A 20,240-nucleotide genomic window follows, 5' to 3' on the forward strand; every position below is an offset into this window, starting at 1 on the left:
TTATTATGACGGGACAGCTGGATTCTCTTCTAAGGGAGGAAAGAATTTTCAATCCAGACAGGGAACTTGCAGAGAAAAGCAACATTAAACTATGAATGGATGAGAGGGGTATTGAAGACTATGATGAACTCCTCAGAAGAGCAGAGGCCAACCCTGAATGGTTCTGGGATGAGATGGCCTCTGAACTTGAATGGTTCCAGCCATACAGGAAGGTCCTTGAATGGGACCCTCCACATGCAGGGTGGTTCCTGGATGGAAAATTCAACATAACCTTCAATGCACTTGACAGACATGTTAGGGGGCCGGTTAAAAACAGGCTGGCCTACATATGGGAAGGGGAGGATGGAAGGATAAGGAAACTCACCTACTATGACCTTTACAGGGAAGTTAACAGGCTTGCAGGGGCCCTGAGGGCCATGGGTGTTGAGAAGGGGGACAGGGTCAGCATATACCTCCCGATGATACCGGAGCTCCCGGTGGCGATGCTTGCCTGCGCCCGCATAGGCGCCGTCCACAGCGTCGTCTTCAGCGGATTCTGGGCAAAGGCCTTCAAGGAAAGGGCCATGGATGCTGAGGCCAGGGTTGCAATTACTGCAGACGCATTCTACAGACGCGGAAAGATCATCAAACTCAAGGAAACCCTGGACATGGTGGTTGACGATATCCCATCCATCGAGAAGGTTATAGTTGTGGATCACCTGGGTGAGGAAGTGAACATGAAGGAGGGCAGGGACATCTACTGGGATGATGCCCTTGAAGGAATGGATTATGAACTTGCCTGTGAGGAACTTGACTCAGAGGATCCCCTCTTCATACTCTACACTTCAGGCACAACAGGAAAGCCAAAGGGAGTCCTCCACACCCATGGGGGCTATGCAGTGGGTGTTAATGCCACCTACAGGTTTGTTTTTGATGTGAAGGATGAGGATATATGGTGGTGTGCTGCAGATATTGGCTGGATAACCGGACACAGCTACATCGTATACGCCCCACTCATGGCGGGAGCAACATCCATAATCTATGAGGGAGCCCCGGATTACCCTGACCCTGGAAGGATATGGAGTATGATTGAAAGGTACGGTGTGACACTCTTCTACACGGCCCCCACAACCATCCGCCTTTTCATGAAGTACGGGGAGAAGTGGCCTGAGAAGTACGATCTCAGCACCCTCCGCATACTTGGATCCGTGGGGGAACCGATAAACCCCGAGGCATGGATGTGGTACTATCGGACCATAGGGGGCAGCAGGTGCCCGATAATGGATACCTGGTGGCAGACAGAGACAGGGATGCACATGATAACGCCCCTCCCTGTAACACCCCTTAAACCAGGGTCTGCAGGGAAGCCCTTCCCGACGGTTGTTGCTGATGTGGTTGATGATGATGGTGAAAGCATCAGGGGCAGGGGAGGGCACCTGGTGATAAGGACTCCATGGCCTGCAATGTTCAGGACGCTCTTCAGGACCCTGATAGGTACCTTGAGGCATACTGGAGCACATTCCCGGGAATATACCTGAGCGGTGATGTTGCAAGGATCGATGAGGACGGATACTTCTGGATACAGGGAAGGGAGGATGATGTCCTTAACGTGGCCGGCCACAGGATAAGCACCGCGGAGGTTGAATCAGCCCTTGTAAGCCACCCAAAGGTTGCCGAGGCCGCGGTTGTGGGAAAACCAGACATCCTGAAGGGTGAGGAGATAGCGGCCTTCGTCGTTCTGATGGATAATGCTGAACCATCACCCAGGCTTAAGGGGATACTCCGTGAGCATGTAAGAAGGGAGATAGGCCCCATTGCAAGTCCAAGCTACATAGGATTTGTTGATGACCTTCCAAAGACAAGGTCCGGAAAGATAATGAGGAGGGTTATAAAGGCGAAGGTTAGGGGTGAGGACCCCGGGGATACCAGCACACTTTCAAATCCTGAATCGGTTGACATGCTTGAAAACCCCCTTTAAGAGAGGGAATCTTCAGGGGGTTGCCTCGTAGGAAGAATCGCAGGGGGCACAGGTAGCTCCCATCAACTGATTCTTCAGGGAAGGGTCTGGTGAGCCAGTGCAGCGTCCATCAGACCACCATGGATCATCTCTGATACCCCCATTACTTTTCTGGCCTTCAGGGTTTCTGAGGCCATGGTCCCCATGGCAGCTGCCCGACTACCATCACTCTGCCGACTATCAGGGGCTTATCCGCCTAATCCTCCTGGTAGCTTCCCGAGTACTCACCCGAACCATCAACCCTGAATACGACCGCCTGGGCTATCCTTTCACCCCTCTTGAGGGTGTACTCATAGCTCCCATAGTTATGGACAAGGAACCTGAGGGTGCCCCTGAAACCCGGATCCCCCAGGGCCGTGTGCACGGATACAAAGGATCGAAGAAGGGTTGATCTTGGAAGGTAGAGCATCGCATACCCCCGTGGTATCTCTATCCTCCTGTCGACACTTACAAGGTAGGCTGTGCCTGGCTGTAACCGGTAGACTGGCGGTTCAAGCCTTTCAAGTTCAGGAAGTTCCTTATTATCATCAATCAGTGACCCTGGCCCTGCCTGCCTGTAAACTTCATCAACCCTCAGGTCGATCCCTGCTGGCTGCACAAGTTCCCTGAAATCCGGGAAAAGTTTCTTCAATCCATCTTCACCGATCATCATGATCATCGCCTCACTCACTTCTATCCTTGAAGGTTCAGACATAACTCAATGATTTATATAAACAGGGAGAGAATATAATCTTGGTGATGAAATGCCTGTTATCCAGATATACTGCAACGAGATCACGGAGGAAAAGAAGAGAGAACTTGTTAAGAGAATAACCAGGGTTTCAGGTGAGGTTCTGGAACTTCCCGAGTCAACCATAACGGTACTGATAAGGGAGATGCCCCCTGAAGATGTGGGTGTAGGTGGAGTTCTTCTCTGTGACAGGGATCAGTAAAAACTTCTTCTTTTTTCATGAAACTGATGCAACAGGAGTTATATAACACAGCTTCTTCCTTCCAGTGATCTGAGGATGGGGATTAGATCTTTTAAGGCTAATTCAGTCTACCTTCACATTCCTCAAGCCTCTTACGGGTCATGATGCATTCAGTGATATCATTTAAAAAGACTGAAACGGTATCACCGCTCCGCACAGCCCGGATGCTCAGGAATCTGGTTGATTTTCCATCAGAATATTCAACGCAGTCCATATCATGCACTGTACCATCCTCCAGGTTGCAAATCTCTGAAACCTCCTTTTTCATGAAATGGGTTACATCCCTCAGTTTCTTTCCTACGGGTTCCTCATCCAGGAGCATCCGGCGTGCTTCCATGTTGATGTCCATGATGACGGGTTCCTCATCCATCTTTAGGGTTAAAATGCCTACCGGAGAGTATTCCCTGATATTTTCCAGTCTTTCCATCTCCTTCTTTGATTCAAGGTAGAATGAGATGTCTCCAGCTAGTTCCATCAGGAGCTCAACTTCCTCCTCATCGAAGGCATCCCTTTCCCTGGAGTACACTGCCAGTGATGCAATGGTTTCACCGCTGACGGTGAGTGGAAGACCGATAACTGAGAGGAAACCCATCTCAACAGCTTTATCCCTCCAGGGATTGAACCTGGGATCATCCTCAGTGTTCCTAATGATGACTGGTTCTGATCTTCTAATGGATCCGCCTACCGGACCGGCACCGTACTCATCATCACCCCAGCTGACCCTTATTGAGTCCAGGTAGCCCTCATGGAATCCGTATTCTGCAATGGGATGCACTGATTTTTCTTCATCATGCTCCGCCAGACCTATCCAGGCCATCCTGTAGCCGCCAACCTCAACAATGATCCTGCATATCTCATTTAAAAGTTCATCAGCATCCTTTATCCTGACTATTGCCTGGTTGCAGTCACTGAGCATTCTAAGGGCCCGGTTGAGCTTTTTAACCTGTCGGTCACTTCTGTGTCTGTGGATGGCCATTTCAATGGTAAAAACGAGTTCCTTCTCATCGAAGGGTTTTATCAGATAACCGTAGGGCGATGTATTCCCGGCCCTCCTCATGGTGGTCTCCTCTGAATGGGCTGAGATGAAGACTACCGGCACTTCAAGGTCTCTTATCCTCTCTGCAACTTCAACACCGTCAATGTCCCCCTTGAGGACTATGTCCATTAGGATAAGGTCCGGTTCATGTTCCCTTGCAAGTTCAATGGCGGAGGGACCGTCATGTGCAGTTCCAACAACAGTGTAACCCCAGAACTCGAGTTTTCTCTGGAGGTCCATTGCTGTTATTGCCTCGTCTTCAACAAGGAGTATCTTGGCAGACATTCATCAACCCGCTATGGATGAAGGTAAGAATAAAGGCTTATAAAAATCTTTTCATGAAATTGCAGGGCATGTGCATGTCTTAGCTGGTTACGTGAATAACTGGTTAACCATCCATTCAGGTCTGAATTCCATGAGGTCATCATATCCCTGACCTGTCCCTAGGAATATTATTGGTTTCTCGATCATGTATCCTATGGAGAGGGCCGCGCCTCCACGGGCATCGGCATCGGCCTTTGTAAGTATCACGGCATCTATACCGACAGCTTCATTGAACTTCATGGCCTGCTCAACAGCATCGTTACCTGTGAGGGCATCACCCACGAATACTATGAGGTCCGGTTTGACAACCCTCTTTATCTTGGCCATTTCATCCATGAGGTTAATGTTGGTCTGCATCCGCCCTGCAGTGTCTATAAGGACAACATCCTTTCCCTGTGCCTTTGCATGTGAAACGGCATCAAAGGCGACTGCAGCCGGATCAGCACCCTTCTGATGGCTTATTATCCTGATACCCAGTTTATCTGCGTGGTGGGATATCTGTTCTATGGCGCCTGCACGGAAGGTATCGGCGGCTGCTATTACAGGTGTAAGTCCCCTTTTAAGGAAATAATTAGCAACCTTTGCAATGGTGGTTGTTTTACCGGTTCCATTTATCCCCACAAACATTATAACAAGGGGTTTTCTGGTTTCAATTAACTCATCAAGGTCCTTACCTTCGACACTGAGGACATCGGACACGGCACCTTTAAGTGCTTCAAGGGTGTACTCGGATATCTCGGTGCTCCTTTTCACCTTTTTACCAACTAGCTCCTCCCGGAGGTCTGAGGTGATCTTTTCAGCCACATCAAGGGCAACATCACTTTCAAGGAGCGCCATCTCAAGTTCCCAGAGAACATCTTCAATATCCTTCTCGGATATCTTCTTTTCCCTGAAAAATGAAAATATGCCTGAACCACCCTCTTCTTCAGAAGCAGATTCCTCTTCTACGGGTTCAGTAGGGGCTTCTGTTTTTTCAGGAGCCTTGGTCTCAGCTTCAGGAGTTTCAGACTTTTCCTCAGAGGTTATGGTCTCGGCTTCATCTACAGTCTTTCCTGTTTCAGCAACCTCTTCAGGTTTATCCTTTGATGAGACCTTTTCAGTGATCTTGCCAACGGTTTTGCTGAATTTTTCCTTCAGAGATTCAAACACTTACCCTTCACTTCCCCTTACCTTTTTAAGGAGTTCCTCGGCCTGAGGAGATAGCTTCATCATGATTTCTGTTATCTTGCGCAGATTCTCACCCATCTTCTGAAGGGTTGCCTCAAGTTCCTTTTTTTCATTTTCAACTGTCTTCAAGGCCTCATCAACACTTTTCTTTATGGCAACCCCTGCACCAACGCTCATAACTATGTTCTGGGTGTCCTTTAATTCAGCGCTGATGAATGAACCGGCCCCGACCGGAACAAGAGTCTCAGAGCCATCCTTTCCCTGGATATCATTGATGGTCTTCTCAAGGATCTCCAGTTCGCTTATGGTCGCCCTGACGGTCTCCATCTGCTGCTGGATGAGCTCCGCCTGGCTCTGGTATATGTTGAGCTGGTTCACTATCTCCTCAAGCTTCTGCTGGTCTTCCATGGGATCACCTCTGGACCAGCGCCTTGACAACGGGATCCTGGACGTCTTCAGGGGATATTTCCTCTATCTTCTCAATTTTAACCTTGCTTCTTGGAACTCTGTGCTTGCTTCCGAACTCTGAGTAGAGTTTTTCATAGATTTCCTCTTCCTTTATGGCCTTGAGTTCCTTTGTGAAGGGCTGTAGCTTTTCACCCATCAGAAACTTTCCTTTAACTCTAAATATCTTTGTCTTCATTTTCATCCCTCAAGAAAACCTAAAGCTTCTTCTATTCTTGCAAGTTCAGGTCCTGTGGTTTCTTCACCCACAAGGACTCCGTTTGAATTCGCCGCTGAACATGCACCCACAAGTGTAACTCCATGGTTAACGGTGCCTACATCTGCAGAAACGTCAAGAGCACCCTCTATGATCTCCATCTCCTCCTTGGAAACATGGGGATGGAGCAGCGCGCCACGGTTTGTGGCAGCCCCAACTGATCCTATGATATTGAGGCCTGCGACTGTGGATACTTCAACATCAACCTCCAGCACCTTCCTTATGACGTCAACTGAATCCTCTGAGAGGAGCGGACTTACAACTGCACCGTTGTCATTGGCCAGTACAAGGTTCCCGACGGCAGTGAACCTGTCAGGAATCCTCATAACTTCAAGCCCGGCACCTGCAAGGGCTTCGATTTCCCTGTCCATGGTCTGATTTGAGACTATGAATCCATTTGAATTTCCCACTGAAAGGGCACCGTTGAGGCTGCTTCCGCTGATGGATGCCCTGAGAACCTCGACATCAAGGGCTTCCCTGAGGGCATCCTCGAATTTTTCAGGGGTATTCTGAGGTACCAGGGCAACGCTATCGGTTACAGATATGTAAACTCCCAGATTAGGATTTCCGCTGAGGTTGATCCTTCTAATCATAATCCACCATCATTTTTATTCTTCGAGTGTGGCTTCAACGACACCGTCTTCATCCTTAACGGCCTTTACCTTTATCTTTGGAGGAATCTTCTGGATTCCCCTCTCCCATAACTTCTCGTTGATTGAAGCGTCAAGCCTGACGGTCTCTGCCTTCATATGCTTCATGAGGAATTCACGGACAATCTTAACTGCCTTGGGTGCCCTGATTGTCCTTGGAACATTCTTTGCCTTTCTGAGCGGTATAGTGTAGATTCTTTCCATGAAAAGTCCTCCTAAACTTTCAGTTTTGTCCTTCTCCAGTGTCTCATCTTTGGATGGCTTCTAACCTTGTAGTTGGTTTTAACCATCACCCAGGCAGGCACCCTCCGGTTCTGCCTGTTAGCCTTCGCCATTCTAAGTTTCCTAGCAACATGTTTATTTCTACTCATTCAGCATCCTCCTGATTGTGATTGTCTCCACCCGGTTACCCGGGTCTGGAAGTGAACTGGGAAGAATGATCCTGATTCATAGCCCATCTCATCCATGAGGCATCTGATCTCAACCTCGTAATCGGAGCTGTTATCAATGCTGCTCTCCTCCTTTTTCAGAGTAAAGAGCATGGATGAGAGTCTGTTGATGGTTTTATAACCCAGACCATTAAGGTTTATGTATTCAACACCTTTACGGTCTTCAAGACTTCTTATTTCATCCCTGCTGAGCTTGGGGGTTCTATCGTCACGTCGTGTGCCGTCAGCAACTATATCATACTCATCCGCCACAGCTTCAATCACCGCGCGGTGTATCATGTTTATGCCGTTATTGGGGAATCCATCATGGATCACTGTCTTGGCTGCATCTTCAAGGACTTCACCGTCGAGTCTCAGGACGCGGTGGGGAAATCCAAGGGATTCTGCAGATTTCAGGGCGGGTTTCCATGATTCATGAACTCCAAAGTTTGCTGTTACGAGTTCGGGGCGGATACCCATCCTTTGAAGCATCACAGCCATCAGGGAACTGTCTTTACCTCCACTGTAGAGTACGCAGGCATTCATTTTATCAGATCATACTCTGCTGATCTTTATTTCCCTCTTTTTGCCGGTGACTTTCTTCAGCAGCTCCTTCAGCTGTTCATCGGTAATCTTTGACCTCACACGCCCCATCTGGGCCAGCTGTATCAGCTGGAGTTCTATCTGTTCAACGAATTCGGGCCTTGTAAGTCTGAGGTTGGCCAGGCGGCTGCGGGCTTCAGGTGTGAGTATCTGCATCAGTATCTGCTTCTTCTGCATTTCAAACTGCTGACGCATCTCTCTCTGAGCTTCAGCCTCCATATTCTGCTGCTGAGCCCTCTGCTGGAGTTCCAGCATCTTTTTACGACGTATCTCTTCGAGGTCTGTCAATTAAAAACCTCCCAGGCCCACAGTTTCTATCAGTATTTCTCAAGTCCTTCAACTTCTTTCTTAACCTTTTCAGCAGCCCTGTCAAGGAATGACTGACCTTCAGGGGTTATAACTCTTCCACCATCTTCCTTTTTTATGAAGCCTGATTCCTCAAGCTGCTGAAGGGCTCTTCTTATTATTGCACCGCTTCCCCTTCTGAATTTCTCAGGACGTGAACCCCTGTCCTTCTTACCACCATAATGTGTCCTGAGACTGTTAACACCCACAGGACCATCAATGTAAACTCTTCTGAGGAGGGCGGCTGCCCTTACATACCACCAGTCTGGGTTTTCAGGTCTTCTTTCCTTGTGAACACCTGTTTTAACAAAGTTAACCCATTCAGGGGACTTAACCTTACCTTCCTTTTTCAGGTCCTCTGCAACCTGGTTTATAAGCAGATCTGCTGGCACATCATAAACTGTAGTCATATTTATCCTCCTAAGATCTTTTTTTGAAAATTATTGCCACATTTCCTCTTAAATCTATGAGCTTAGAATTTGTTTTTTCAACAATCTCGGTAATATAACTTTCTTTTTCAGAGGCAACCGTCCTGGCAAATCTTACCTTTATCAGTTCTTTAGCCTTCAGCTGTCTTCTAATCTCTTCAATAAGGCTTTCGCTCACCCCTGCTTTCCCCACATTTATTGTGAGTGCTGACAGGGATCTGTTCATCAGTTCCTTTTTTGTTGGTGTAAGACTCAATTTTATTTCTCCTTTTCTCCTTTTTTTCCTCTGTATAGGGGAACCTCATTATATGGCCGCACTCGAGGCACCTAAAAATAACCCTTCCCCCTGTAACACGCACAGTGCAGTTGGCCCCTGGCCTGAGGAACCTGTAACACTTCTTACAGAACCTCCTCCTCCACTTCCGGGGCATCCTTATCCTGTACTTCTTTGATATGTTCCTTGCGATTTCAGTGTAACGATGTGACCTTTGAGGGTTGGCCTGGAATTCATCCTCGGCCATCCTGAAGAGGATGTCTATTCTCTCTTTACCTATCTTCAGCATCCATCCTGGTCTTTTTCCCCTTCTCAAGGTCAGTCCCTCATAACGGAATAGAACATCCATATCTTGCACATTAAGGTTGAGCCACTAACTTAAGCACAAGAAGAATATTATAACTGGTTTGTGTTTCCATCTTTAAAAAGCTTTTCCATCAACCCATAAGCCAGTCTGAAAAATCAACATCACCCGGGGCGTAGCCTTCATCACCATCAAGGATGTCCATGATGATGTCCGCAACCTCTTCAGGTGTTTTACCAGTCGTATCAACTTCCCTTACTCTTTCACCGTGAATTTCATGGGCTTCAACGGTACACACATCCAGTGCTTCGGCCTCAAGGTTCTCCTGCACCTTATCCTCAGGGTAACCCCTCATGAGAAGCCTCTCCCTGAGGACCTCAGGGTCAAGCCTCAGTACAATCACTGCATCGCATTTCCTGCAGAAATGGGAGAGGTGACCTTCCAGCACAGCCTTTCCTGTCAGATACCTTTCAACAGACCGGCAGAGACCCTCAATGTCCACTTCAAGGTAGCCCCTCAGGGGGTCACGTCCAAGGAACAGCCCCTCCCTTTCTGCGATTTCATTAACTGATACTACACTGAATCCCCTTTCCCTGAGGAGTCCGCTAATGGTGGTTTTACCCACCCCGGGAGTGCCTGTGATGCAGATAAGTGACATTATTTGAGCCTTTCAATTATCATATCCGCAACCCTTTTACCTGAGACAAGCATGCCCCCGAAGATGGGCCCCATCCTCGGAGCACCGTAGACAGCGTTACTGGCCATCCCTGCAACATAGAGGTTGGGGTAAACTTCCCTGGTGTTCTCTATGAGGGCTGCTTCACCGGCATCGGCCCACATTGACCTCTCTCCCTGTATCCTCCCATCGGGGGTGTTGAGCTGGGGCCCGATCTTTCGTTCAACAACCCTGACTATTTCACAGTCATGGCCGGTTGCATCTATCACGGCATTCGCCCTCACTGTGAGGGGGTCAACATGGAGGCCTGCCATTTCAACCGAGCTCCAGTTAAGGACGAGGCCTGTTATACCCTCATCGCGGATCATGACATCCTCTATGCTCATGAGATTGAATATTTTGAGGCCTGCCTTGCATGCCCTTGAGCAGAGGGTTGCGGTTGCCTCCACGGAGTCGGCAACATGGTATCCCTCATCGTAGGGTTCTGTTCTGACACCGAATTCATCAAGGATCTCCTTACCATCATCCTGGACAACGATCTTGTTGAACATCATACCGCCGCCCCACATCCCCCCGCCGATGGAGAGCTTCCTTTCGAAGAGCGCAACCTTCAGCCCTGCCTCTGCAAGGTAGTAACCTGCGGTTAGCCCTGATGGACCCCCACCGCCGATGGCAACATCCATATCAAGGTAGTCGAGGAGTTCCTCCATGTATCCTTCCACAATGGCTCTTGAAATTTTTATATCATCCAGCTTCATTTTAACACCGTTATCTTCAAGTATTCCATGATCTTTCAGCAATCGGGTTTGCAATCTTTATTATTTTTATCAGTGATAACATTTTTTCTGAATTTAGGACTCATTATTTCTTCACAAGTCTCAGGCCACTATTTTTTTATTATGATTCTCAGCACATCCTCATCCCTGAGGACATGGTCGAGTCCAACCTTCTGACCGTCAAACTTGACCGAACTACCCCAGACCCGGGCATGTCTGAACTTGCGCAGGAAGTCCCGGTGGAGCTTCTGACACACATCGGCAACGGTGGAGCCCTCCTTCACAATCAGGGGTTCATCATAATCAGCCTTCTCTCCCTGGGGTTTCATGTATATCCTTATCAGTCCAAGTCTGTCGAATATTTCATCCTTCAGTTTATCAATGTTAAGGTGCTTGTCTGCAGATATGAACAGGGCATTGGGGAACCTTTTCCTTATCTCCTCAAGGTAGGATTCATCCACAAGGTCAATCTTGTTTATGACCTTCAGGGTGGGTATATAGACCCTGTTTGCCTCCAGCACATCTATGAACTGATCAACCGTTATGTCCTCCCTGATGAGGACATCGGCGTTATGTATACCGTACTCATTGAGGACGGATCTTATGATCCTTTCATCAAGGTGTGTGAGTTCCACTGTGGAGGATAGTTTCATCCCTCCCAGCTTCCTTCTTTTCACGGTCACATCGGGCGGGGTTTCATCGGGCCTTATACCAACATCCCGCAGTTCCCTCATTATTATGTCCATGTGCTCTGTGTTGAAGACATCAAGTACGATGACTATGAGGTCGGCGCTCCTGGCGACTGATAAAATTTCACGGCCCCTGCCCCTTCCACGGGAGGCCCCGGTTATTATCCCGGGTATGTCAAATATCTGTATCTGGGCACCCCTGTATTCCATGACGCCGGGCACTATTTCAAGGGTTGTGAACTGATACTCACCGACCTTTGACTCTGCATTTGTGAGTTCATTGAGGAGGGTGGATTTACCTACTGAGGGGAAACCTATAAGAACGACCGTGGAGTCCCCTGACTTTTTAATGTGGAAACCCCTCCCCTTTCCAGATGAAGTCCTCCTCTGAAGGGCCTCCTCCCTTAAACGCGAAATTTTCGCCTTCAACTTACCTATATGGTGTGCGGTGGCCTTGTTGTACGGTGTTTTCTGTATTTCCTCTTCTATTTTTTTAATTTTCTCTTCGATATCCATAGGACTCACATGAACATTGTTGAAGTGAGAGAAGAATCAGCATAATCATTTAGTGTTTTCTACTGTCCCTGTTAAATATTTTTCCCCGACATTTTTATAGAATAAACTTCATAATATATCAAGGTGATTTTATGAGGGTTGAGGATGTTATGGTTACAGATGTTGATACTCTGGATATAAATGCTAGCCTGGAGGATGTTCTAAGGAACTATGTTGAGAACGGGAAGGGCAGCTCGGTTGTTGTTAAGGACGGCGCCAGGGTTGGTATTGTGACCACATGGGATGTGCTTGAGGCCATTGCTGAGGGTGATGATCTTGCAGAGGTTAAGGTATGGGAGGTCATGGAGAGGGATCTTGTGACGATCTCCCCTAGGGCAACCATAAAGGAAGCCGCTGAAAAGATGGTTAAGAATGTTGTCTGGCGACTCCTTGTTGAAGAGGATGATGAAATCACAGGGGTGATCAGCGCAACAGACATACTGAAGGCAAAGATGGCCAGGCGCTACTGAAACCATTAACCCACTTTAACGGACCACCTTCAGCAGATGAACTACTTCATTAATCATTCTGGCAGTTGATGGTTTACTATTTTTTGTAATAGAGTTAGATGGGCTTTTATTTGAGTCAGTTGTTAGAACAGGATAAGAATCTTGTTTGTTTTGTGACCTGTTAGATCAGATTCCCTTAATAAAAAAATAGGGTTTATGCTGCTGTCCATAGCAGCACACCAGGCTCCTGGTGCAGGAACCTGAAGGATGTCTGGTTGAACCCACCAAGAAGGAACAGCTTTGTGAAGATGGAGTCTTCCAGTTCCCGGTTCATTATCACGGTCGTGTACTGGTTGTTGCTTCCAAGGACTATCAGGCTTAACTGTGCATTGCTGTCAACCACCTCATCCCTGACAAGGAGGTTACCCTCAATTATAACCAGCTTGTGCGGTTTGATCCTCTGGACTGTCCTGTTGTTGCCTATTGCTATCGTTGCATTGGTTGTGTTGTCCCTTTTCTCTATTATGGTACCTACAAGGGCGTCATCAACTGCGGTGTTAACTGTCTGTATGACCGTTGTATTGTTCACCACCTCAGGCTTTGAACTTCCCAGTGAGGGATAGTATCCGTACCTTGACCCTGTTTTCTTCTCAAAGTCCCATGTTCCAAAGTAGGTCCACCATGGGGCCTTCCCGAGCATATCTGAACTTAATACCAGCACAAAGGGTTTTGGCTTTGATGGGTGGGAGTACTCAAGCACCTTTTCTGCCTGGGCCTCTGTGAGGCCATAGCGTGAAACCATAACGTTCTTCGCCTCATCCCGTGGGACTCCAAGGGTGGCTGTCAGGATCTCTGCGGTTTTTCCACTGTCATTGGTGTAGTTATCAAGGGTCTCATAGGCAAGGTCGCCACTTGATGATAGCATCCTGAGTATGCCCAGTGAAAGGGTTTCATTGCTCGTTGTAAGGGCCTTACCTATCCAGTATGCCCTGGGAGTGTTCTGCGATCCTCCGTCAAAGGTCACGGGTCGGTCTGCAGCGACGGCAAAGAGGTGTCCGAAGTCCCACCATGACATTACAACAGTTTCACTGCTGGTGTTCTTTTTGATCCATTGCATTGAGTTCCACATCCCGTCGTCTGTACCCGGGACCACTGAGGATGTCATTGAATGGGCACCGCTCACTGTTGGAGCAACAACAGCAAGGGTTACAAGGATCATCATGATGGGGGCCCTTATCTCTGGCTTCCTGAGGGAGTAGACAAGGCCAACCCCGATGACCCCTGCAAGGAGTTTAATCGCCACAGAAACACTGAAGGGAAGTGCAATGACAACTGCGGCTATGAATGCCACAAGGGCAACCGATGTGGTTGTCTTCACACTGTCCCTGAGGTATTCAACAAGGAAGCCAGTGAATATCCCTGCTGAAAGGCCAAGGGGCACAGCAAAGGTGGGTATGAACCTTGAACCCTTGGTAACGGCATAACCTGACATTATAAGCCAGACAGCCATAAGGACTGCGTAAAGGAGGTATCTGTGCCTTTTCTCTTCATCTGACACCCCCTGGTTTTTCAGGGGTTTCATGAATTTGCTTTTCTTACCTGCCTTCAGCCCGCTGCCTCCGGTCTTTTCAGGTACCCTTTCGGGGCTCCTGTACTTCCAGAGGAGGGAGGCCACACCCAGGAGGCCTGCAATGAATACCATGATTCCACCAACACCACCGACAACCGTGCCCTGCCCTGGCATGAGGCCGCTCTTACCACCTGCTATGAACTGGGGCACCTGGAGCTCTGATACAGACACGTATACATTGGGGTATGCGGTTGTCTGGGCGGTTGCCTGTATCTGGGTGGCGCTGAAAAGACCTGTGATGGCACCTGCAAGGTTTGAAAACCCTCCAAACACTCCGATGAGGATTCCTCCAGTCAGTAAGAGGACTACGAGCGGGAAGAGTTCCCTCTGATGTGTCAGCCATTCAAGTTTTCCAGTGTAACCCTCAACCGGTTTTTCCCTAAGGATGTACCTTGAGATCAGGAGATAGATTGCAACGAAGGCAACCAGCACAGCAAGGTAGAATATGTAACCCACCCATGCAGCTGAGAATACCAGTATGGTGAGGGCCGATGCAATGGCATAGGCTGTCTTCTTCTTGATGTCAGTGGCCAGGATGCTCTCGGTGAAGAACCAGAATACCAGCAGTGGCAGAACGATGTTGAACATGTCGGTGTCAAAGAAACCTGCATAGGTGTGTGCAACGTAGGTGGGGATTAAACCCACAATTATCCCTGCAGCGATTCCACCGTAATCATTGGTCACCCTCCTCACAAAGAGGTAGGCTGGAATAACACAGAGGGACCCTATAAATGCCCCTATCCAGAAGGCCACCTCCCTGAGGCTGAAATCCCCAAAGAGGTTAAGCAGCCGGTATGCTGCTGCGGTGGTGTAGACTATGAGGGGGGGATAGTCAACGGGTCTTCCGGGAGGATAATATGAGTGCAGGTCATAAGCCCTACCGTTTACAAGTGTGTCCCCGAGTATTCCCCTGTTAATATAATTCATGGTGAGCCTGTAGTTGTAGTAGGAGTCCATCTCACTGAAGTAGGGCAGACCATCAGGACCGGTGTAGAAGTCCTTGCCATCAGAGGGGACTCCCCCGAGGTTAACCGCCTCAGCCCTTATATAGAATGCAAGGGCAAAGAGGGCAATGATGATCAGGACCGGCTTCAGTTTTTCAAGCACATTTCTGATATCCAATTTCACCGCCTCTCGTATGGTAATAAATTTTACTCATTTAAGGTGTAGTATATTTCAAGGATGGGAGCATATAAACTTTGACCTTTAGTCAGTGTCAGGGCAGTCATCAACCGAGCAGGTGAAGCGGCACTTTGGAAATCCCTTACAACCCACAAATTCTCCGTAACGACCCGAGCGTTTTATGAGGTCGGATCCGCATTCAGGGCACTTTCCAACGATTTCTTCGCCTTTAATTTCCTTTTTACCGCATTTAGGATTCAGACAGGCCCTCTGCCGCGGCTTCCCGAAGGATATCATCGGCAGGCCACATTTCTCGCATGGAGTTTTAAGTATACTTGCACCCCTGGGGAGTGAATATACGACCCTGCAGTCGGGGTAGCCTGAACACCCCACAAAGGTGCTCTTGTTTTTCGGGGAATATTTTATAACAAGGTTCTTACTGCATTCAGGGCATTCACCCACAACGCGGCTGTCCTGGTAGGCCCTGTAGAGGTCCCTTCCAATTTCCTTCATGTTACGGTCTATATCCTTGAGTATGGATTTAACCTCTTCAATAGCCTCCTCAATGACCCTGTCACGGGTCACACCCCCCCTCATGATCTCCTCAAGTTCCCTTTCAAACTGCCTTGTCAGTTCCTCGTTCGTGATCTTTTCACAGTACTTTGTTAGGGTGTCTATGAGGTTCTCACCGAGGGGGCTTACATGTATCTTGCGACCCTCAATGTACTTACGATCATAGAGCTTGGCTATTATATCTGCACGGGTTGACTTTGTACCGAGACCCCTCTTCTCAAGTTCCCTTATCAGTGAAGCCTCATTGTACCTGGCAGGAGGTTTTGTCTTCTTCTCCTCTGCAACAATCTCCCTGACATTTATGATGTCGCCCTCCTTCAAGTCGGGGAAGACGTCGTCCTCTATTTTTGTGTAGGGGTAACTGCTCATCCAGCCCCGTCTGCTGACCCTCCTCCTTGAAAAGGTGAATTTTTCATCTTCAATTTCAAGTTCGGTCTTCATGGTCTCGAGGATGGCGTCATCTCCAAATACACTTATGAAACGGTGGACAATGAGGTCATATATCCTCTTATCATCCTTTGAGAGTTTGGTGGGGATGACTCCTGTGGGGTGAATTGCAGGGTGTGCTTCATCCTCCTTTTTACCCTCATGGGGTTTGAGGGGTCTTTTAAGTTTATCAATATGTTTCTTGAATTCAGAGTTCTTTGAGAGTTCACCGAGTATTTTATCGTAACCTATACTTTCAGGGAGTTTCTGGGAGGATGTTCGCGGATAGGACGTGTAACCCTCGGTGTAGAGGTTCTGGGCTATGGTCTGGGTCTTCTTGGGGCTGAAACCAAATGCACGGTAGGCCTCAGACTGCAGTGTACCAAGGTCGAATGGAACCGGGGGCTTCCTGATGGTCTCCTTTATCCTCACACTTTTTACCGATGCATCGGCGCCCCTGCACTTTTCAAGGATCTCTTTGACGGTTTCCTTCTGGAATATCCTGCCCCTGCTGCTTTCCGCAACCAGGTCAGGCTCAAGGAGGGCCTTTATAATCCAGTAGGGGACGGGTTCAAACTCCCTTATCTCCTTTTCCCTTTCAACGAGTATTGCAAGGGTCGGTGTCTGCACCCTCCCTGCCGAGAGCTTTATGAATCTATCGGTGGCCTCCTTAACTGACTTCATAAGGGACCTTGATATGTTCACCCCAAAGATGAAGTCAAGTATGTGCCTGGCAGCACCGCTGTCAACCTGTCTGTAGTCGATTTCAATGGGGTTCTCATAGGCCTCCCTTATCTCGTCCCTGGTGAGGGTTGAGAACTTCATCCTCCTGGCCCTTTCAAGGGCTTCATCACCACATCCATATTTAAGGGCGTTGAAACCGATAAGGGTCCCTTCTATATCGTAATCGCAGGCATGGATGTAGCGGTCAGCGTCAGAAGCGAATTTTTTGATTACGTTAAGGTAGTCCCTGACGTAGGCCTTCTTTTTATCAATCTCATGGATGGGCACCCATTCAAGGTCAAAAAAATGTTCAGCACGGGGGTTTTCAGGTTTAAGGGAGTAAAGGTGTCCCACCGCAGACACCACCGTCACCCTTTTACCATCACCCTCATATTCCCAGTAGGATACCTTTCCATGTTTTTTGCGTTCAGCATCCGGAAAAAGAGCCCTGGCGATTTTTTCAGATGATTTCGGCTTCTCACATATTATGACTTCGTGCATCGTACCACTCAGACACCTTCACCGGTAGAATCCATAGAAGTCACTGCAGTAGCTGCACATGGGATACTTTCCATAGTGGTAGTGGCTTGAATCATCGGCGTTTATGTTGAATTTTTTATGGCATATGAAGCACTCTTCTATTTTCTCATCAGATGAAGACCCGCTGTCCTTTCCTTCTTTATCTGAGGAATTATCGCATGACATCGGAGACCCCTAAACGATCCTGTGCTTCTGGAGAAGAAGAAGTTCCTCCTTTGAGAGTTTTTTACCCTCTTTGAATTTTTCGTATATCTCCTTAGCCTTCTCCTTTTCCTCAAGGTTCTTTTCCCTGTCAGCCCTTCTTTTAACATTCCGTGACCTGGACCTGAGGGCGTTGATCCTTTCATTTATCTGTTTTATCTCACCCAGGGTTGATTTGAATTCTTCATGCTTCTCTGAGGCCATCCTGCGGAATTCCAGGAATTTTTCATGGGCTTCATCGGCTTCCTTACGGATCTCATCGGTTTTCTTGAAGTACTCCAGCATCTTTTCATGGTATTCCTGGGCCTCCTCTGAGAGGGAAACAACCTTCTCATGGTACTCCTCGGATTTCTTCTTGAGCTCCATGGCTTTTTCGCGGACTTCCTGGTCTTCCTGTATCTTCATGAGCTTTTTACGAAGTTCATTGGCTGTTTTAACAAGCTCGTTTTCCTTGTTTATGTCAAGGACCCGTGTTTCAATGATCTTGTCTATCCTCTTGATCTCGTTCTCAATTTTTATCCTGTCACGGCCCCCTGATGACCATTCAAGTTTCCTTATTTCCTGATTTATCTGGTCCCTGAGTTTCTTATTTTCTTCAACCTGGGCATTGATTTCATTACGTTTATCCCTTAATTCAACGGCCATGTTCAGGGTTTCTCGGAGCTTGCTGTTGAGTTCATCCCTGCGCTCCTTCATCTCACGGGCTTTCTCGTTGAGTTCATCCCTTTCAGAGGCTATGGATGATAATTTTTCTTCATACTCGTTTTTGAGGTCCATCACTTCATCATAGCTAAGTTCCTTCAATTTGTCATCAGACTCTACAGCTTTTTCAATAATTGGCAGTATTTCTCTAAGATCCTTTTTCTCAACAACGGCATCAGCCTTCTTCTTGAGGGCGGGCTTTGCATTGAATGCTATTCCCAGCCTCACAGCCTCTATCATGGATATGTCGTTGGCACCGTCGCCCACGGCAACGCACTCTTTATGGGTTATGCCCTCCTCCTCAAGGATACTGCAGAGGACGTCATACTTTGAGTTTTCCACCAGGGGTCCGCTCACTTCACCGGTGAGGACACCGTCTTCTTCATGGAGCCTGTTACAGAAGAGGTAGTCGAGGCCCAGTTTATCCTTCAGGGGTTCTGCCACAAGGTCAAAGCTTCCGCTTATAACCGCGACACGATATCCCTTTTCTTTAAGGGCCTTTATGGTCTCCTCAGCCCCCTCCATAAGTGGTAGTTTCTCTGCAACTGACTTTATCTCTTCAACTGATGTGCCCTTGAGGAGCTGGACCCTCTCCTTTATGGAGGTTTCAAAGTCTATATCACCCTGCATTGCCTTTTCGGTGATTTCCATTACTTCCTCTTCGACACCAGCAAGTTTACCTATCTCATCTATGGCTTCGGCATCAATAATGACATTGTCAAGATCAAAAACTACAAGTTTAATCAAAAATATCACCATTAAATCAGATCTAACTCAGCGAGCCTTTCCCTGGTCTTTTCCACTCCAAGTTTAGCGTCTTCAGCACTCTTAGCTCCTGTACACACAACTTTACCTGAACCGAATAGGAGGAGTACAACCTTTGGTTCGTCAAGGCGGTATACAAGCCCCGGGAACTGTTCAGGTTCGTATTCTGTGTTTTCAAGTCCAAGGGCAACGGCTTCAAGATTCAGTGGTTTGCCCAGATTTGCTGATGCAACAATGTTCTGGATCTTTATCTCAAATTCCTCAGGGATGTCAGGGTCCATGGTCCTCATCATGTCCACGGTGAGTTTTATGGCCTTCTTTGAGTCCTCAATTGACTTCGCGCCCGTGCACACGAGTTTCCCTGATCCAAATATTAATGCAGCAGTTTTAGGCTCCTTTAATTTATATACCAGTCCTGGGAACTGTTCTCTGTTAAAATCAACATTTTCAAGAGCTTCAGCAACTGTTTGAAGATCGATAGATTTTCCAAGAGTCGCAGAAGCCACGATATTTTCTATCTTGATATCCACATCTGTCAACTAGATACCTCCCGGTGAAGTTAAACCTACATATAAATTTAAATGCACCTATATTAATATTGATGTAAAAAAGTAGTTATTATGAATAATAACATACTTAATATCAGTTCTCCAGAGGCATGGGTTTCATTTTTCGTTGTAGGGGCTGTTCATGTGATGGGTTTAACTGTGTGTGGATTTCACTTTTCAGGGGCCTGTTCCTTTCATGTAAGTAAATTAAATATGTTTTTGATCATAACTATAAAGGAGGGGATTAATTGGTTATCAACCCAAAGATCTACATGGAACAGCTTGAGGAGCTTGGACTTGAGGACCTTGAGATAGAACCGTCTTCAAGGGGGGAGGCGGTTAAGCTTATCAGGGAGATCGAGGACCATATCAGTAACCTTAATAAGATAAGGTACAACCTTCATGGGGATATGAGGATCATAAGGAAGGAATATCTCGAAAGACTGGTTGAAGAAGGCATCAGGGGAGACAGGAAGAGGAGGAGGTTGATTATGGATGAAAGGGACAGGGTTCTATCACCCTACGAGGGTATTGATAGGCTCATTGATGGCTTCATTGACTAGCTGGAGAACGTCCTTATCTTCCTAAGAGAATATGCCGGGAATCATAATAATGGGT

26 protein-coding genes are annotated in these 20,240 nt (G+C 47.6%); 5 read left to right on the forward strand and 21 right to left on the reverse strand.

Translation table 11 applies throughout. The features are described 5' to 3' along the window. The first annotated feature begins 95 nt into the window (after positions 1-95). Together N5910_RS00820 and N5910_RS09520 are read left to right on the forward strand one after the other, a co-directional pair. Positions 96-1,517 (forward strand): acetate--CoA ligase, encoded by a 1,422-nt coding sequence (locus tag N5910_RS00820; RefSeq protein ID WP_315901940.1) that lies wholly within the window; start codon positions 96-98, stop codon positions 1,515-1,517. Continuing rightward, complete coding sequence (locus tag N5910_RS09520; RefSeq protein WP_238337929.1) at positions 1,433-1,957, forward strand: AMP-binding enzyme; 525 nt, start codon at positions 1,433-1,435, stop codon at positions 1,955-1,957. The genes N5910_RS00820 and N5910_RS09520 overlap by 85 nt, the downstream gene beginning before the upstream one ends. 235 nt (positions 1,958-2,192) lie before the next feature. On the opposite strand, the gene N5910_RS00825 is transcribed toward N5910_RS09520, so the two are convergent. After that, positions 2,193-2,645 (reverse strand): dCTP deaminase domain-containing protein, encoded by a 453-nt coding sequence (locus N5910_RS00825; RefSeq protein WP_074359682.1) that lies wholly within the window; start codon positions 2,643-2,645, stop codon positions 2,193-2,195. A 94-nt stretch (positions 2,646-2,739) separates the two neighbouring features. Here N5910_RS00825 and dmpI point away from each other — a divergent pair, with 94 nt between their 5' ends. Beyond that, positions 2,740-2,928, forward strand: a complete 189-nt coding sequence (gene dmpI / locus N5910_RS00830; RefSeq protein ID WP_074358318.1) for a 4-oxalocrotonate tautomerase DmpI — start codon at positions 2,740-2,742, stop codon at positions 2,926-2,928. Positions 2,929-3,025: 97 nt separating this feature from the next. On the opposite strand, the gene N5910_RS00835 is transcribed toward dmpI, so the two are convergent. The 15 genes from N5910_RS00835 to N5910_RS00905 all read right to left on the reverse strand — a co-directional run bounded on the left by N5910_RS00835 (position 3,026) and on the right by N5910_RS00905 (position 11,904). Further along, positions 3,026-4,288: a GAF domain-containing protein gene (locus tag N5910_RS00835; protein WP_074358319.1), complete on the reverse strand. Its 1,263-nt coding sequence runs from the start codon at positions 4,286-4,288 to the stop codon at positions 3,026-3,028. Positions 4,289-4,375: 87 nt separating this feature from the next. Continuing rightward, positions 4,376-5,476, reverse strand: coding sequence for a signal recognition particle-docking protein FtsY (ftsY, locus tag N5910_RS00840; protein ID WP_191216322.1), 1,101 nt, complete (start codon positions 5,474-5,476; stop codon positions 4,376-4,378). Further along, on the reverse strand, positions 5,477-5,902 hold the full coding sequence (gene pfdA / locus N5910_RS00845; RefSeq protein ID WP_074358321.1) for a prefoldin subunit alpha: 426 nt from the start codon (positions 5,900-5,902) through the stop codon (positions 5,477-5,479). Between the two features lie 4 nt (positions 5,903-5,906). Further along, positions 5,907-6,137 carry a 50S ribosomal protein L18Ae gene (gene rpl18a, locus N5910_RS00850; protein WP_074358322.1) on the reverse strand — a complete coding sequence of 77 codons (231 nt, stop codon included), beginning with the start codon at positions 6,135-6,137 and terminating at the stop codon, positions 5,907-5,909. A 2-nt stretch (positions 6,138-6,139) separates the two neighbouring features. Beyond that, positions 6,140-6,808, reverse strand: a complete 669-nt coding sequence (locus tag N5910_RS00855) for a translation initiation factor IF-6 (protein WP_074358323.1) — start codon at positions 6,806-6,808, stop codon at positions 6,140-6,142. A gap of 15 nt (positions 6,809-6,823) precedes the next feature. Further along, complete coding sequence (locus N5910_RS00860; RefSeq protein ID WP_191216323.1) at positions 6,824-7,069, reverse strand: 50S ribosomal protein L31e; 246 nt, start codon at positions 7,067-7,069, stop codon at positions 6,824-6,826. Between the two features lie 11 nt (positions 7,070-7,080). Next, positions 7,081-7,236 carry a 50S ribosomal protein L39e gene (locus tag N5910_RS00865; RefSeq protein WP_074358325.1) on the reverse strand — a complete coding sequence of 52 codons (156 nt, stop codon included), beginning with the start codon at positions 7,234-7,236 and terminating at the stop codon, positions 7,081-7,083. Continuing rightward, the gene (locus N5910_RS00870; protein ID WP_074358326.1) at positions 7,237-7,839 is read right to left on the reverse strand and encodes a DUF7411 family protein; all 603 of its coding nucleotides are present in this window, start codon (positions 7,837-7,839) and stop codon (positions 7,237-7,239) included. Between the two features lie 9 nt (positions 7,840-7,848). Continuing rightward, a complete protein-coding gene (locus tag N5910_RS00875) occupies positions 7,849-8,184 on the reverse strand; it encodes a DNA-binding protein (RefSeq protein ID WP_074358327.1) in 336 nt (111 codons plus the stop codon). Between the two features lie 29 nt (positions 8,185-8,213). Continuing rightward, positions 8,214-8,651, reverse strand: a complete 438-nt coding sequence (locus N5910_RS00880) for a 30S ribosomal protein S19e (RefSeq protein WP_191216324.1) — start codon at positions 8,649-8,651, stop codon at positions 8,214-8,216. 10 nt (positions 8,652-8,661) lie between these two features. Further along, complete coding sequence (locus tag N5910_RS00885) at positions 8,662-8,895, reverse strand: YhbY family RNA-binding protein (protein WP_074358329.1); 234 nt, start codon at positions 8,893-8,895, stop codon at positions 8,662-8,664. Further along, complete coding sequence (rnp4, locus tag N5910_RS00890) at positions 8,828-9,259, reverse strand: ribonuclease P protein component 4 (RefSeq protein ID WP_261599655.1); 432 nt, start codon at positions 9,257-9,259, stop codon at positions 8,828-8,830. Before rnp4 ends, N5910_RS00885 begins: the two co-directional genes overlap by 68 nt. 121 nt (positions 9,260-9,380) lie before the next feature. After that, positions 9,381-9,905, reverse strand: coding sequence for an adenylate kinase family protein (locus N5910_RS00895; protein WP_074358330.1), 525 nt, complete (start codon positions 9,903-9,905; stop codon positions 9,381-9,383). Beyond that, entirely contained in the window at positions 9,905-10,681 is a 777-nt protein-coding gene (locus tag N5910_RS00900) for a sulfide-dependent adenosine diphosphate thiazole synthase (protein WP_074359684.1), read from the reverse strand. Before N5910_RS00900 ends, N5910_RS00895 begins: the two co-directional genes overlap by 1 nt. Before the next feature lie 128 nt (positions 10,682-10,809). Continuing rightward, positions 10,810-11,904, reverse strand: coding sequence for an OBG GTPase family GTP-binding protein (locus tag N5910_RS00905; protein WP_261599656.1), 1,095 nt, complete (start codon positions 11,902-11,904; stop codon positions 10,810-10,812). A gap of 131 nt (positions 11,905-12,035) precedes the next feature. Here N5910_RS00905 and N5910_RS00910 point away from each other — a divergent pair, with 131 nt between their 5' ends. Beyond that, positions 12,036-12,413 carry a CBS domain-containing protein gene (locus tag N5910_RS00910; RefSeq protein ID WP_074358332.1) on the forward strand — a complete coding sequence of 126 codons (378 nt, stop codon included), beginning with the start codon at positions 12,036-12,038 and terminating at the stop codon, positions 12,411-12,413. A 193-nt stretch (positions 12,414-12,606) separates the two neighbouring features. On the opposite strand, the gene N5910_RS00915 is transcribed toward N5910_RS00910, so the two are convergent. From N5910_RS00915 to N5910_RS00935, 5 genes are all read right to left on the reverse strand, one after another. After that, positions 12,607-15,144: a dolichyl-diphosphooligosaccharide--protein glycosyltransferase subunit STT3 gene (locus N5910_RS00915; RefSeq protein ID WP_074358333.1), complete on the reverse strand. Its 2,538-nt coding sequence runs from the start codon at positions 15,142-15,144 to the stop codon at positions 12,607-12,609. A gap of 84 nt (positions 15,145-15,228) precedes the next feature. Continuing rightward, positions 15,229-17,367 carry a DNA topoisomerase I gene (gene topA / locus N5910_RS00920; RefSeq protein ID WP_074358334.1) on the reverse strand — a complete coding sequence of 713 codons (2,139 nt, stop codon included), beginning with the start codon at positions 17,365-17,367 and terminating at the stop codon, positions 15,229-15,231. A gap of 18 nt (positions 17,368-17,385) precedes the next feature. Beyond that, a complete protein-coding gene (locus N5910_RS00925; protein WP_074358335.1) occupies positions 17,386-17,571 on the reverse strand; it encodes a hypothetical protein in 186 nt (61 codons plus the stop codon). A gap of 9 nt (positions 17,572-17,580) precedes the next feature. Beyond that, entirely contained in the window at positions 17,581-19,056 is a 1,476-nt protein-coding gene (gene serB, locus N5910_RS00930; RefSeq protein WP_074358336.1) for a phosphoserine phosphatase SerB, read from the reverse strand. Between the two features lie 11 nt (positions 19,057-19,067). Continuing rightward, positions 19,068-19,613 carry a TATA-box-binding protein gene (locus N5910_RS00935; RefSeq protein WP_074358337.1) on the reverse strand — a complete coding sequence of 182 codons (546 nt, stop codon included), beginning with the start codon at positions 19,611-19,613 and terminating at the stop codon, positions 19,068-19,070. Positions 19,614-19,870: 257 nt separating this feature from the next. On the opposite strand from N5910_RS00935, the gene N5910_RS00940 reads away from it, so the two are divergent. Next, the gene (locus N5910_RS00940) at positions 19,871-20,185 is read left to right on the forward strand and encodes a hypothetical protein (RefSeq protein WP_191216325.1); all 315 of its coding nucleotides are present in this window, start codon (positions 19,871-19,873) and stop codon (positions 20,183-20,185) included. The last annotated feature ends 55 nt before the right edge of the window (positions 20,186-20,240 follow it).

The sequence above is a fragment of the Methanothermobacter wolfeii genome, from assembly GCF_025397995.1.
GTDB lineage: Archaea > Methanobacteriota > Methanobacteria > Methanobacteriales > Methanothermobacteraceae > Methanothermobacter > Methanothermobacter wolfei.

Excerpts from the sequence above, each read along its gene's own strand:
- N5910_RS00820 (WP_315901940.1), top strand. The coding sequence starts at position 96 with ATGGATGAGAGGGGTATTGAAGACTATGATGAACTCCTCAGAAGAGCA.
- N5910_RS09520 (WP_238337929.1), top strand. The coding sequence starts at position 1,433 with ATGGCCTGCAATGTTCAGGACGCTCTTCAGGACCCTGATAGGTACCTT.
- N5910_RS00825 (WP_074359682.1), bottom strand. The coding sequence starts at position 2,645 with ATGATCGGTGAAGATGGATTGAAGAAACTTTTCCCGGATTTCAGGGAA.
- dmpI (WP_074358318.1), top strand. The coding sequence starts at position 2,740 with ATGCCTGTTATCCAGATATACTGCAACGAGATCACGGAGGAAAAGAAG.
- N5910_RS00835 (WP_074358319.1), bottom strand. The coding sequence starts at position 4,288 with ATGTCTGCCAAGATACTCCTTGTTGAAGACGAGGCAATAACAGCAATG.
- pfdA (WP_074358321.1), bottom strand. The coding sequence starts at position 5,902 with ATGGAAGACCAGCAGAAGCTTGAGGAGATAGTGAACCAGCTCAACATA.
- rpl18a (WP_074358322.1), bottom strand. The coding sequence starts at position 6,137 with ATGAAGACAAAGATATTTAGAGTTAAAGGAAAGTTTCTGATGGGTGAA.
- N5910_RS00855 (WP_074358323.1), bottom strand. The coding sequence starts at position 6,808 with ATGATTAGAAGGATCAACCTCAGCGGAAATCCTAATCTGGGAGTTTAC.
- N5910_RS00860 (WP_191216323.1), bottom strand. The coding sequence starts at position 7,069 with ATGGAAAGAATCTACACTATACCGCTCAGAAAGGCAAAGAATGTTCCA.
- N5910_RS00865 (WP_074358325.1), bottom strand. The coding sequence starts at position 7,236 with ATGAGTAGAAATAAACATGTTGCTAGGAAACTTAGAATGGCGAAGGCT.
- N5910_RS00870 (WP_074358326.1), bottom strand. The coding sequence starts at position 7,839 with ATGAATGCCTGCGTACTCTACAGTGGAGGTAAAGACAGTTCCCTGATG.
- N5910_RS00880 (WP_191216324.1), bottom strand. The coding sequence starts at position 8,651 with ATGACTACAGTTTATGATGTGCCAGCAGATCTGCTTATAAACCAGGTT.
- N5910_RS00885 (WP_074358329.1), bottom strand. The coding sequence starts at position 8,895 with ATGAACAGATCCCTGTCAGCACTCACAATAAATGTGGGGAAAGCAGGG.
- N5910_RS00895 (WP_074358330.1), bottom strand. The coding sequence starts at position 9,905 with ATGTCACTTATCTGCATCACAGGCACTCCCGGGGTGGGTAAAACCACC.
- N5910_RS00900 (WP_074359684.1), bottom strand. The coding sequence starts at position 10,681 with ATGAAGCTGGATGATATAAAAATTTCAAGAGCCATTGTGGAAGGATAC.
- N5910_RS00905 (WP_261599656.1), bottom strand. The coding sequence starts at position 11,904 with ATGGATATCGAAGAGAAAATTAAAAAAATAGAAGAGGAAATACAGAAA.
- N5910_RS00910 (WP_074358332.1), top strand. The coding sequence starts at position 12,036 with ATGAGGGTTGAGGATGTTATGGTTACAGATGTTGATACTCTGGATATA.
- topA (WP_074358334.1), bottom strand. The coding sequence starts at position 17,367 with ATGCACGAAGTCATAATATGTGAGAAGCCGAAATCATCTGAAAAAATC.
- N5910_RS00925 (WP_074358335.1), bottom strand. The coding sequence starts at position 17,571 with ATGTCATGCGATAATTCCTCAGATAAAGAAGGAAAGGACAGCGGGTCT.